This is a genomic window from Bacteroidales bacterium (genome assembly GCA_035342335.1).
In the GTDB taxonomy this organism is placed as follows: domain Bacteria; phylum Bacteroidota; class Bacteroidia; order Bacteroidales; family JAGONC01; genus JAGONC01.
The window spans coordinates 3,256-16,415 of record DAOQWY010000039.1; the positions used below are offsets into that span (position 1 = coordinate 3,256).

A 13,160-nucleotide genomic window follows, 5' to 3' on the forward strand; every position below is an offset into this window, starting at 1 on the left:
TGAACGATTTCAACACCGGCCTCGTAATCTTAACACTTACCGCCTATGGAAACGGTTCCTGCGACTCCGTCAGTGACGAAATGATACTCACGCTCGTAATCGCCTCGACGGCCTATGCCGGTCCCGACGCGGCGATCTGTGAAGGAGAAAACTTCCAGCTGACCGAAGCCACGGCCGACAATTACCTGAGTCTTGCCTGGACTTCCTCGGGTACGGGAACCTTCAGTGACAACGGCATCCTGAACCCGGTCTATACGCCCGGTACGAATGACATCCTTAATGGCAGTGTTGAACTGACACTGACCGCCACGGGAGAAGGAACCTGCCCGGATGCCGTTTCCTCCATGATCCTGTCCATCACCGGCGCCCCTGTTGCCAGTGCAGGGGAAGATTCAACACTCTGTACGAGCGAAGTCAGTTACACACTTGCCGGAACGGCATCCAATTATTCATCCGTACTCTGGACCACGAGCGGATCCGGCTCTTATGATGACCCGACCCTGCTGGAGGCCACCTATACTCCTGACTTGAACGATTTCAACACCGGCCTCGTAATCTTAACACTTACCGCCTATGGAAACGGGGCATGCGGTAGCACCAGTGACGAAATGATACTGACACTGGTGATCGCTGCCACGGCATACACCGGCCCGGACGCGGCAATATGCGAGGGCGATACCTTCGGGCTGACTGAAGCCACGGCCGACAATTATCTGAGTCTTGCCTGGACTTCCTCCGGTACGGGAACCTTCAGTGCCAACGGCATCCTGAACCCGGTCTATACGCCGAGTGCGGATGACATCCTTAATGGCAGTGTTGAACTGACACTGACTGCCACGGGAGAAGGAACCTGCCCGGATGCCGTTTCCTCCATGATCCTGTCCATTAGCATGATGGCGATAGCGGATGCCGGCGATGACACGACTCTTTGCTCCGACTCAAACATCACACTTTCCGGTACGGCTTACAACTACTCCTCCATCCTCTGGACCACCAGCGGAACAGGAACATTTAACGATCCCGCCTTACTGAATGCCATCTACACTCCAGGCCTTACCGATATCAACACCGGCCTCGTCACCCTGACCCTTACCGCCTTCGGAAACGGCTCCTGTAGCGAAGCCGCCGATGAGGTCATTCTGATCATCATACAGCAGGCGGTTGTCTTTGCCGGTGAAAACGATACCGTGTGCGAGGGGACTGCCTACCAGCTGACCGGAGCCTTTGAAAGCAATACGGAAGGGAGGATATGGACAACAAGCGGCACCGGAACCTTTGACGATACAACCGCTCTGCACCCGTTGTATACTCCCGGGCCTGACGACATTCAGGCAGGAAGCGTTCTGCTGATAATGACATCTCAGCCGGTGGCGCCCTGTGACCCGGTGAGCGACACCCTGATTCTGTCCATCGTGCAGCAGGTCGTTGTGTATGCCGGTCCGAATGCGGCCATCTGCTGGGACGAAAATGCTTCCTTTGTCCTGACGGATGCCACCGCTGACAATTTCAGCGCACTGCGGTGGGCCACCAGCGGCACCGGCTCATTCAGCGACAACACCATCCTGAATCCGGTTTATACTCTTAGCACGGCAGATCTGGATGCCGGTACGGTCATCCTGACGCTTGTTGCAAACAGTATCGGCAACATCTGCCCTGCTGATTCTTCCGAAATGATCCTTTCGATAACTACCTTGGTTGTCACCGAAATGGTCATCCACGCAACCTGCGAAAATGAGAACGACGGATCGGTGATTCTGACGGCTCTCGGAGGAACACTGCCCTATACGTATACACTCAACGGCGTTAGTGATACAATAGGTGAATTCACAGGTCTGATGCCGGGTACCTATTCATACCGGGTGATAGACTCCATTGGCTGTGAAGCAGAAGGCACGGTGACCGTCGGTGTTGTGGACGACCACGCACCGGAGATTACCTGTCCGCCACCCGTTACAGTAAACGCTGACGAGGGCGAATGCTTCGCGCTGGAGATCGACCTTGGGTTACCTGTTGCAACGGATAATTGCGGCATCGGAACCGTCACCAGCGATTTTGCCCAGCTATTCCCGTCCGGACAGGTTCCTGTCGGAACCCATACAATCCAATGGATCGCGACGGATGTCCATGGCAATACCGACACCTGCACGCAGTCATTGACTGTCGTGGACAACGAACCGCCCGTGATCCAGTGCCAGGATGTATACAGTGTGGCTTCAGCCGGCAACTGTTCGATGTATGTTGAAGTGCCTGTGCCTGTTGTCTCAGATAACTGCGGAGCATACAGTCCGGTGAACAGCGTCAATGGCCAGTCGAACGCAAGCGGTTATTATCCGCTTGGAGTGACAAAGGTCATATGGACGGTGGAAGATATGCACGGGAACAGAGACACCTGCCTGTCCACGGTTACGGCAGTCAGCACCGTGATTGCCAATGACGATTATGCTTCCACCCTGAACAACGTGCCCATCAACATCTTCATCCTGGGCAATGACCTGTATTGCATCGGGAGCAACAATCCAATCACGGTCAGTGTCGTCGAGGAACCCGAACACGGCCTGTATTATCTGAACAGCGACATCCGGTTCCTGGACTACGCGCCCGATTTCGGCTTCTCGGGAGTCGACAGCCTGAAATACGAGCTCTGTGACTACACCGGCGCATGCGATACGGCAACGGTTTACATCATCGTGGAGTACTTCAATCAAAAACCTGTGGCAAGGGATGACCTGGATTCAACCACCATGAATATCCCGGTGGTCATCGACGTGCTGGCCAACGACTACGATCCCGATGGAAGGATCGTGAATTACGAGATCCTGACAGCGCCGCTGCATGGCGCTTCCATCAAGATCATGGTCGACAGCACGATCCTGTACAGCCCGTTCAACGATTACATTGGCTCCGACGAATTCACCTATCAAATCTATGACGACGGAAATCCGCCGCTGAGTGATACGGCCACCGTTCGTATCGAAGTATTCAGGAAAGACATCCTGCCCGAGCCACCGTTCATCATTTATAACGCATTGACACCCAACGGCGATGGCATTAACGATTACTGGAAGATCAAGGGCATTGAGCTTTATCCCACCAACAGGGTGGTCATCATGGACCGCTGGGGCGGGATCATTGCCGAAATTGAACATTACGATAATGGAGACAACCGCTGGGAAGGACTGGACAAGGATGGTCAGATGGTACCGAACGGGACCTATTACTACTTCCTGACGATATCCGAGTACCAGGCGATGTATAAGGGATGGGTGTTTTTATACAGAGATTAGAGAGGAGAGAGGAGAGAGGAGAGAGGAGAGAGGAGAAATACATTATTATGATTTAAGGGTAGTAATTATAGATAAAATGAAAAAATACATTTTCATACATCTGTTCCTGTTGATAAGCGCAGGCGTCTTCGGGCAGCGGGACGCGTTGTATTATCAATACCTTCATAATTATCATATTTTAAACCCGGCCTTTACCGGCATCCAGGAGAAGCCGATCTTCCACCTGGTCGACCGGCACCAGTGGATCGGGTTGAACGGTGCGCCGAACACCATCACCCTGAGCGGACAGGGAATGCTGCGTAACGAAAAGATCGGTCTGGGCGGATATATGTACGTTGACAGGCTGGGACCTACCGTTGACTTCGGCGTAATGACCACCTACGCCTACATCCTCGAATTCCCGGTAGGAAAGCTGTCAATGGGTTTGCAGTTTGGTTTGAAGCAAACCCGTATTGACTGGCAGGAGCTGAGCATGGAAAACATGAACGACTACTACCTGATCGTGCAGCCCAAGCCCCTGACGCTGCCGGATGCCAATTTCGGCGTGTACTACTACACTCCGGATTTCTTTATGGGATTCTCCACCACACATCTTTTCGACAAATACTTTCTGGCCCTGTACGACAATCGGGAGTACTCCGAATTTGCATTCACCCAGAATGTTTATTTGTATACCGGCGGGTTCATCAAGATCAGGAATATGGTGCTCAAACCCTCGGTGCTGGTGAAATACTGGGAAGAAGGCAACTGGGGAGTGGATATCAACACGGCCCTGAAGATCAACAACCTGATCTGGGTGGGCGCGTCGTACCGGTCGAACACCCGGTCGTTCGTGATGCTGACCGAACTGCGCGTGAGTTCACGACTGAAGATCGGCTATTCATTCGATTCCTATCTGGGTGACATAGGGAACTACAATGTAGGTTCACACGAGATCAGGCTTTGCTGGGACAAGCAGACCAAAAAGAAGCCGTACGTAGGGGATTTTTTCTGATGTAGGTGCAGCGCACCGGGATAGTTCGACGGTTAGAATGCCTGTTCAATATCTTTAATATGATCCTTTGAGATGGCCAAAGAATAATTCGTTTTATCCGTGGTCAGAATGCACAGCTTTTGCTTTTTGTTCACCTCCTTCAGGTACTTGCTGTTAATGATGATCGAACGGCTGATACGGAAAAACTCAGGATTATTCATCAATAATTTCTCAATCTCCCCGATATTTCTTGAGATCATATGTTTCTTTCCGTCAACAAGAAAAATATCTGTGTAATTACCATTTGCCTCGCAGTACAGAACCTCCGCCGGGCTGACGAGTATAAAACCGCCTATCGTATTGAACCGGATCTTCCGGGCTGCTTCAAGCCAGGCTGATAAATTTCCGGCCTGCCGATGGAATGATTCAACTTTCCGCTTACGGTACCTTGATAGTGTTTTTTTCAGTTCTTCAGGATCAACAGGTTTTAAAAGGTAATCAAAAGCGGCATGGCGAATGGCCTGTAATACAAACTCATCATGCCCGGTGACAAAAATGACGGAGGGATTCACATCATAATCGCGCAGCGCATTGATAAGATCAAATCCATTTTCCTCGCCCAGGAGTATATCCAGAAAAATGATCTCCGGTTGAAATTGCAAAACGGATCGCAAACTGCCGGCAATCGTCTGACACCGGTCGACGATCTCAATGCCACCGGCATCATCCAGCATAGCTTCCAGCAATTCAACCGCAACGGGCTCGTCTTCAACAATCAGTGTGGTAATTTTCTTTGGAATATTTTCCATACTTGATTTGATCTCGTAAAAATAATTAATAAATTGCACTTTGTCAAAAATCCTTCGTAAATCCGATCCGGAATATGATGCGGCGATTCTTTATATATTTCTTCTTAAACCCGCTCTTTCAGGCATTGGTGGTGACGTTGCTGATCATCATTTTCGTTCCGCTGGGGATTCAAAAATTCAAGGCAACGCTGGTTGAATATCAGAAGGTAGATGATAGAGCAGAATACTATTATGCTGACCTGGATCACGATGGCTGGTCAGAACGGATCATCACAGGGCAAAATGTGGCAGGAGGATCTTATATCGTAATCCGGACCAGGAAAGGTGATATGGATCAGTGGAATATCCGGGGAGTTTTTTTGCCCTGGGGGAAGCGGTTTATCATAGGTGATTCGGACCATAATGGTCGGGACGAAATCTTCCTGTTCAGCAGATCAAAGGATAGTATTCTGCTGCATGTCATGGAATTTACCGAAAGGCCGGCTTTCAACATCCGGAACAGATGCATTGCCACAACGATGGTTGCTAAAAATCAGGTTGATCCAGATGCAAACGTTATTGGCGGAAAAGTGACCGATCTCAACAGCGATGGTTTCGGGGAGCTGGTTTTTGCCATAAATTCAGGATTTTCACTGCAACCCAGGAATGTATTTGCCTATTATATTAACAACGATTCACTCCGTGTATCTCCCAGGAGCGGCAACTTTATATCAGACATACATTTCATCGATCCGGACCAGGATGACAAAGAAGAGATCATCATTGATTCCTATGCCTCAGACAATATTCATGATTCTGTCATTCCCTATCCCGATCAAAGCTGCTGGCTGATGGTGCTTGACAGCGACCTGAATTTTTTATTTTCACCTATGGAATTTCCGGGAAAAATTGCAAGTCTGGAATCTGTTGTGATCAGAAACGCATCGGGACAATATGCGCTCATCAGCGGCTACAACTTTGCAGGAAACTCAGAAATAGATGACCAGTTATTCCTTTCGACTCTTGATGGACGTGTGATCAGGAGAAGGATCTTTAAAAATTCAGATACACTGGATAGATTGTCTTTAATACCGTGTCAACCTGCACTGCATTCTCATACCTTTGCCCTCATTCAGTCACTGGGCATCGTTTCGATCGACACTGCTCTTAAGCTTCATCAGGTCAGTAAATATCCCATTCACGCCCACCAACTTCAATCTATTGATATTGATCAAAATGGAAGAACAGAATACCTCATTCCACATTCCAGCTTCGATCAGTATTTTTTATTCAGAGAAGACTTTACGCATCCTGTTTCTCTGCCGGTCCCAAGGCCGGCGTATGATCTGATTTGCTCAGTCAAACTGGCAGGTAAAGGTCCCGGGCAACTTTCCATCCAAAGCAACGATAAATTGTTTCTCTTTGATTACGGATTGAATCCGGTTTACAACTGGAAGCCGGCAATATACACAGGGATCTACATCACCATCCTTGGATTCGTTCTTCTCATCCGTCTTTTGCAGCACATCCAGTTAAAGAAAAGGTATGAGATCGAAAAGCAGCTGACCGCTTTTCATCTGAGCAGCATCAAATCCCAGATGGATCCGCATTTTCTGTACAACGTGATCAATATGATCGGATCATCCATCTACAAGGAAAACCGGGATGAAGCGTACAAAAGCATCATGAACTTCTCGAAGATGGTCCGCACCCTGGTTGCATCTTCCGATCAGCTCAGCCGGCCCCTTTCGGAAGAGCTGGAATTCACAAAAAGCTATCTCGAACTCCAGAAGTCCCGGTTCCGTGACAAGTTCAATTACCTGATTGACCTGGCTCCTGATGTATACATGGAATCCGAAATACCCAAGATGATCATCCAGACGCATGCTGAGAATGCGCTGAAGCACGGACTGGTGCCGAAAGGGTCACCGGGCCTGTTACGTATCTCCATCTCCGCGGAAAATGAATATTTGATCATCAGGGTGGAGGATGATGGCATTGGCCGCAAACAAACAAAGTTAGTAAAGTCCACCTCCACCGGGAAAGGGTTGAAGATCATGGAGCAGCTCTTTGCGATGTACAACAGGTACAACCGGCCACCCTTGCTGCAGGAGATAACCGATCTTTACGATGATCACCAGCAGCCTGCCGGCACGCGGGTGGTAATCTCCGTTCCGTTAAATTACAACAGGAATGTGATGACCGGGAAAGGATCGACATCATAAAGCAGTTACTTGAGAACAACCTCCATTTGTTCCACCACACCACACGGCACAATCCATCGTACCGGGGCGGTGCGCAGCAACGGAATATTTAAAGCACCTTCTCCCAGACCATTAACAGCACACGGTTCGCCAGCAGGTTCTGATCCTTCACCCGGATATACGCCATCCACCTGCCGTTGGGCTCCAGCGCAAAATACGGCCGCTCCTCTCCTTTTGCTAGGACGACCTCCAGCACCGTCTTCCCCTCAACCTGCCACTCCTTGGTCGCATACCGCACCATCGGACGTGTGTACATCAGCGCTGCCGTCTCCACCATGTACTTCTCCTCCTCCGACCGGATGCCGGTAATCACGCCATTGTCCTTCACCCCGATCAGCAACGTTCCGCCATCCGTGTTCGCAAAAGCCACCAGCGTCCGTGCAATCTTCCTTGAATCGGAAATCTCAAATTTAAAATCCAGCGTCTGATTCTCGCCCTGCTTGATCAGATCGGTTATGTAATGGGACTTCAAAACGGTATTTTTGCTCGTTGTTGCAAGCTATCTGAATCGGCTATCTGCTATCTGAATTGACAGATTGCTGATTGCCGATTGCCGATTGCCGATCCTACACCACCACCACCCTCCCCCATCGAGGGTGGGGCACATTAAGAACTACGGAGATACTTTTCCGGATTTCTCAGAAAGAGTTCCACCGGGAGTACAAGGATGTTTTTGTGCTTCATTACGATACTTCCCCTGTATAGTAGAATAAGGGATGCTTCGGGATAATCGTCACCGAAAGAGGTCAGCCCGTTATAGTCAGTTGGCCGCACCACGCTGGTGTTCTTCACTTCTATGGCAACAAATTGTTTATCACCATAAAGGATAAAATCAACTTCATTGCCGGCCAGTGACCGCCAGAAAAACAACCGGGAATCAGGAAATGCAAAATCAATGGATGCTCTCAAATGCTGGCCAATAAGACCTTCGAGGGCCGGACCGGTTATCTCGGATTCCAGGTCAAGCGGTCCCCTTTGCCGTAATCGTCGGTATAATCCGTTATCAAAAAAGTAAAATTTCGGATGTGCGGATGTTTTTCTTTTCGCCCTGCGGGTGAAAACCTGAATGCGGTATCCCAACAGAAGATCTTCAAGGATCTCCAGATAACCGGCTATAATGCCCCTGCCAGTCTGACACTCTCTTGCAAGGTTGCTGATGTTTAGCACAGAGCCGTGGGAAAAGCTGATGATCTCCAGAAACCGTGCGAATGTTCCAAGATTTCTGACCAGTCCTTCTGCCATGATCTCTTCACGCAGATAAACATCCACATAGGCTGATAATGTCTTTGATGGTTCCGGACTTCTCTCCACAACCGGGATCAGTCCGGTATGCAATGCCCTGTCGAGTGAAAAGGTATTGCCCAATTCGCCTGCCGCAAACGGATGCATCCTGCAATTCACCGCTCTCCCTCCAAGCATATCAGCCCCCGTTTTTTTAAGTTTGCGCGCACTGGAACCCGTCAGAATGAACCGAATTTTTTTCTCTTCCATGGTCTTGTGAACAACTTCCAGTATCTGAGGAACTTTCTGGACTTCATCAATGATCACCTGAACAGGCTTCAATGCATTTACGGTCTTGATCAATGTTTCGGGAAAAGCTGCATATATCCTGAATGTTTCCGGATCCAGAAAATCAACATACAACGTATCAGGATCAATCAGGCTTTTGACAAACGTAGATTTGCCGGTACCCCGGGGGCCAAAAAGGAAAAATGAACCTTCCGGCACATTCATATGTCGTTTTATTTCCAGCATACGTGCAAAATTAGACCATTTTTGCAGATTCCTTAATCATTTTTAGATTTTAATTGTATAATCCGGTGAAAGTGTACCACTAAATCCGGTGGAAAGTGTACCACTTTACTCCGGATTCGGTGGTACAGTTTGCTTCGGATTATCCGTGTGGTGCGTTGCACCAGAATATTTGTTTTGCAATGGGATGATTATTCCCCTAATGCTGCATCATCATAGAAATCAAACAAATACACATCGTTATATTCGTATACTTCATCTGCTTGATCCACGCATTACTGGATGTCTTGATCTCTTCTACCAGATCGGGGATGAGATGATTTACGTTATAGCCAATGAAGATATGAATGTGGTCAGGCATAGAATTGATGGCCAGTAGTTTATGTTTATGATTTTGCACGATCCCTGTGATGTACATCTCTAATTCATTTTTCCATTGCTTCATAATCAGGGCTTCACGGTTCTTAACTGCAAAAACCAGATGAAAATAGGATTGTGTGTAGGTATTTGCCATAAATTGGATATTGTGGTGTATATAAATATCTCGGTGCGCTGCACCTACATTATAATTCGTTGATTTTGGGATAAATATCCCGGTGCGCTGCACCTATTAATATTGCGGTGCTACGCACCTATTTTTAATCCGTGGAATTTGCATTAAATAAAATGGTGCTCCGCCGCTGGTCCTTTTTTCAATATTTTGGTGCAGAGCACCAAAATATTTGTAGCATCCATATCCCACCAATCTCCACGTAGGTGCGTAGCACCGCAATATTTGTGGTGCGTAGCACCGCAATATTTGTGGTGCGTAGCACCGGAATATTTGTAGGTGCGTAGCACCGGAATATTTGTGGTGCGTAGCACCGTAACATTTGTAGGTGCGTAGCACCGCAATATTTGTAGGTGCGTAGCACCGGAATATTTGTGGTGCGTAGCACCGGAATATTTGTGGTGCGTAGCACCGGAATATTTGTGGTGCGTAGCACCGCAATATTTATTGCACCGTCTCCCGGAACCGGTAATAAACCTCTTTTTCGGTGAAGACCATCTCGATGATCTTCATCCGGATGAAATCCACCAGCAGTCCCTCGGCCTTGTGGCGCGAAATGCCCGCCACCTCGCATAACTCCGCCAGCGTGACGGTCCCGTTCCGGTCGAGGTAATCGAGAAACAGCCTCTCTTTTTCCGTATAGTGAATAACCACCCCATCCTCTTCCGGGGCCTTCTCCCAGACCTTCAACAGCACACGGTTTGCCAGCAGGTTTTGATCCTTCACACGGATATACGCCATCCACCTGCCGCTGGGCTCCAGCGCAAAATACGGCCGCTCATCCCCTTTTGCTATGACGACCTCCAGCACCGTCTTCCCCTCAACCTGCCACTCCTTGGTCGCATACCGCACCATCGGACGTGTGTACATCAGCGCTGCCGTCTCCACCATGTACTTCTCCTCCTCCGACCGGATGCCGGCAATCACGCCATTGTCCTTCACCCCGATCAGCAACGTACCACCATCCGTATTCGAAAAGGCCACCAGCGTCCGCGCAATCTTCCGTGAATCGGAAATCTCAAACTTGAAATCAAGGCTCTGATTCTCGCCCTGCTTGATCAGATCGGTTATGTGATGGGACTTCAAAACGGTATTTTTGTTCGTTGTTGCAAGCTATCTGAATCGGCTATCGGCTATCTGCTATCTGCTATCTGAATTGACAGATTGCCGATTGCCGATTGCTGATTGCCGTTTGCCGATCCTACACCACCACCACCCTTCCCCATCCCTGGCCGAGGTCGTTGTGGAAATCGTAATAGACACCCACAATCCGCAGCTCGTCGTTTTTGATGAGCCGGGCATAGCGCACGGTTGCCATCCGCACCTGATAGCGGATGTTCTCAAAGATGTTCTCCAGCAGTTGATCCTCATTGTCGCCAATGACATACGGACCGCCGGGACAGGCAGGCAGGGTGAGCAATTCCCGCCGGATCGTATCCGGCTCCCCCATCACCCCTTTCATGCGGGCCTTGATTGCACCGCAGTCGGAATGCCCGACAATGACCAGCAGCGGCGTTTTCAAATGGTAAACGGCATAATCAAGGGATCCCTCGCAGGTGGACACCTGGTTGCCAATGTTTCGTATGACGAATACGTTGTTCACCGATTCCTGCGACAGGATGCGGGAACATACCCGCGAGTCGGAACAGGTAAGCATCGTGACGCGTGGTGATTGCCCGTGCGCGTGGGCCTGGAAATACGCGGGATCGTGCGACTGAACGAAAATATCATTGTCGCTGAGGATCCTGTCGATCAACTCTTGATGAATGGTCATAGGAAAAATGTTGTTGGCTCCGGAAAATTTACACTGTACCCTACCCCTGCACGAGGTTGTGTCAAAAGGGATTATTATAATGAAAACCGCAATGACGCAAAGACGCAAAGTCCTCATAATCAATATTTTTTTTCTTAGCGGCTTCGCGGCTTTGCGGTGTAAAATGACTTTTGACACAACCTCACGGGGGAGGAGTATATTAAATTTGTCTGTTTTCGGCAAATATATTCAAAGGAAGCCAATTACCCATCATCAATTCGTGGGTATGATCCTGACCTTTATTTCCCCGGCTATGTCCAGTGCGGTGGTCAGCGTGCTCAGGTCGGGATTCAGTGAGCCGTCGGCTCCGCTGTAATGCGAATGTCCAATGGGAACGAGCACATACTCCTGCTCCGGTTCCGACAGGTCAATGGTGGCACGGTAGACCACGGCAGGCTGTGCGGAGCCCCGGTAATCCTGATCGTCAGGAAAGAGGCCATTGTTCCAGTAGTCGTTCCAGTCCCACGACTGATTGATCTCAAAAAGGATGTTGACCTTACCGGTCAGGACCTGATCCGTACGCGTCTTCAGTACGAAATCCCCCGGCGGTGTTGGGCCGGTGTAAGCGTCCGGAACGGGATTCAGCGGATCAGGGACGAACAGGCCATCCGATGCTTCGATGCCCCGCTGGTGCCCCCAGTAGGGCAGTGCCGCGGGCCGGCGCACCGTGCCGGGCAGCCATTCGCCACTCGACTTGTCCCCGTGGCCGTAAATGCTGGTGGCAACGGATTTGTTAACGTACAGCGTCTGGAGGTACTTACCGTCGGTATCCTCCACCCAGATGGCCATCATCGGGTGATTATGTTGCTCCCCGGCCAGCATCTTCACTTCCAGGGCAACTCCCTTCCCCCCCAGGTTCGTCTGCAGGACAAGGGTCTCCGCAGGCGCGGATTTCATCCTGCCCTGCTGCAAATGACTGCTGCACGAAAAGGCGAATAATGTTATAGAAAGCATTATCAATCCCAAACTATATTTCTTCATCTTATTGTGAATTTTAATACTAAAAATGCAACTATCGTTATATATAAATATATTTCTCCTCTCTCCTCTCTCCTTTCTCCTCTCTCCTCTCAAATTCCATGTACCTTAGAACTCCACAATCACCCCCACCGTCGGCAGCACCGTCCCTGTGTCGCCTCCGATTTCCCTCAGCACATACCGCGTGGGATCAGCGGGATTGATCACCGGAACGCCGTTCGCATCGAGGTTCGTATAATCAGGAGCCGTCTCGGCCTTAAAGTTATAGACATTTTGGATATCCACATACAGATTCAGTGACCATTTCTTAAAGAAAAACTCTTTATCGACACGGACATCCAGCTGATGGAACCGGGTCAGCCGTAGGGTATTGTACCGGTCGTAATCCGGAATGGCACGGTTATTCACCTCCCAGGATTCGATCAGGCTCGACTGGTCGAGGTCAGCAGGCGTATAGGGCGCTCCGCCCACAAAACGCCATTTCACTCCTGCGTTCCAGGTTTTGGCAAACTGGCGGATCACCGTGATGTTGAACAGATGCTTGTTGTCCCACGCCGAAGCGATGTAGTCATCCTTGTTGTTGGTGAACTCGCTTCTGACGAGGGTATAGGATGACAGGATGTTGAATCCCATCAGGTCGGTGTCCCTGAAATAGATCTCCAGTCCATAGGTCCTCCCCTTTGATGTCGAAGTAACGGCCTCATTTTCCGCCCTGAACCAAACCGGTACCACTTCCTGAAATAAAATGATGCCACCAA

11 protein-coding genes are annotated in these 13,160 nt (G+C 49.6%); 3 read left to right on the top strand and 8 right to left on the bottom strand.

The window, feature by feature from the left end:
• Both PKI34_12995 and PKI34_13000 read left to right on the top strand, forming a co-directional pair.
• Positions 1-3,284: gliding motility-associated C-terminal domain-containing protein (locus PKI34_12995; protein ID HNS18724.1), on the top strand; the 3,284-nt coding region annotated here is incomplete at its 5' end.
• 76 nt (positions 3,285-3,360) lie between these two features.
• A complete protein-coding gene (locus PKI34_13000; GenBank protein HNS18725.1) occupies positions 3,361-4,278 on the top strand; it encodes a type IX secretion system membrane protein PorP/SprF in 918 nt (305 codons plus the stop codon).
• A gap of 32 nt (positions 4,279-4,310) precedes the next feature.
• On the opposite strand, the gene PKI34_13005 is transcribed toward PKI34_13000, so the two are convergent.
• On the bottom strand, positions 4,311-5,066 hold the full coding sequence (locus PKI34_13005) for a LytTR family DNA-binding domain-containing protein (GenBank protein ID HNS18726.1): 756 nt from the start codon (positions 5,064-5,066) through the stop codon (positions 4,311-4,313).
• Positions 5,067-5,140: 74 nt separating this feature from the next.
• On the opposite strand from PKI34_13005, the gene PKI34_13010 reads away from it, so the two are divergent.
• Entirely contained in the window at positions 5,141-7,270 is a 2,130-nt protein-coding gene (locus PKI34_13010) for a histidine kinase (protein ID HNS18727.1), read from the top strand.
• Positions 7,271-7,358: 88 nt separating this feature from the next.
• On the opposite strand, the gene PKI34_13015 is transcribed toward PKI34_13010, so the two are convergent.
• From PKI34_13015 to PKI34_13045, 7 genes are all read right to left on the bottom strand, one after another.
• Entirely contained in the window at positions 7,359-7,781 is a 423-nt protein-coding gene (locus PKI34_13015) for an ATP-binding protein (GenBank protein HNS18728.1), read from the bottom strand.
• 134 nt (positions 7,782-7,915) lie between these two features.
• Positions 7,916-9,064, bottom strand: coding sequence for an AAA family ATPase (locus tag PKI34_13020; protein HNS18729.1), 1,149 nt, complete (start codon positions 9,062-9,064; stop codon positions 7,916-7,918).
• Positions 9,065-9,260: 196 nt separating this feature from the next.
• Entirely contained in the window at positions 9,261-9,575 is a 315-nt protein-coding gene (locus PKI34_13025; protein HNS18730.1) for a transposase, read from the bottom strand.
• Between the two features lie 480 nt (positions 9,576-10,055).
• Complete coding sequence (locus tag PKI34_13030) at positions 10,056-10,697, bottom strand: ATP-binding protein (GenBank protein HNS18731.1); 642 nt, start codon at positions 10,695-10,697, stop codon at positions 10,056-10,058.
• 115 nt (positions 10,698-10,812) lie between these two features.
• Positions 10,813-11,385 (bottom strand): carbonic anhydrase, encoded by a 573-nt coding sequence (locus tag PKI34_13035; protein HNS18732.1) that lies wholly within the window; start codon positions 11,383-11,385, stop codon positions 10,813-10,815.
• A gap of 252 nt (positions 11,386-11,637) precedes the next feature.
• Complete coding sequence (locus PKI34_13040) at positions 11,638-12,321, bottom strand: hypothetical protein (GenBank protein HNS18733.1); 684 nt, start codon at positions 12,319-12,321, stop codon at positions 11,638-11,640.
• Between the two features lie 189 nt (positions 12,322-12,510).
• On the bottom strand, positions 12,511-13,160 hold a 650-nt coding region (locus PKI34_13045; protein ID HNS18734.1), incomplete at its 5' end, for a TonB-dependent receptor.

What these genes read in the sequence shown, in the direction of transcription:
- PKI34_13000 (HNS18725.1), top strand. Translation starts at nt 3,361, where the DNA reads ATGAAAAAATACATTTTCATACATCTGTTCCTGTTGATAAGCGCAGGC.
- PKI34_13005 (HNS18726.1), bottom strand. Translation starts at nt 5,066, where the DNA reads ATGGAAAATATTCCAAAGAAAATTACCACACTGATTGTTGAAGACGAG.
- PKI34_13010 (HNS18727.1), top strand. Translation starts at nt 5,141, where the DNA reads ATGATGCGGCGATTCTTTATATATTTCTTCTTAAACCCGCTCTTTCAG.
- PKI34_13020 (HNS18729.1), bottom strand. Translation starts at nt 9,064, where the DNA reads ATGCTGGAAATAAAACGACATATGAATGTGCCGGAAGGTTCATTTTTC.
- PKI34_13025 (HNS18730.1), bottom strand. Translation starts at nt 9,575, where the DNA reads ATGGCAAATACCTACACACAATCCTATTTTCATCTGGTTTTTGCAGTT.
- PKI34_13035 (HNS18732.1), bottom strand. Translation starts at nt 11,385, where the DNA reads ATGACCATTCATCAAGAGTTGATCGACAGGATCCTCAGCGACAATGAT.
- PKI34_13040 (HNS18733.1), bottom strand. Translation starts at nt 12,321, where the DNA reads ATGAAATCCGCGCCTGCGGAGACCCTTGTCCTGCAGACGAACCTGGGG.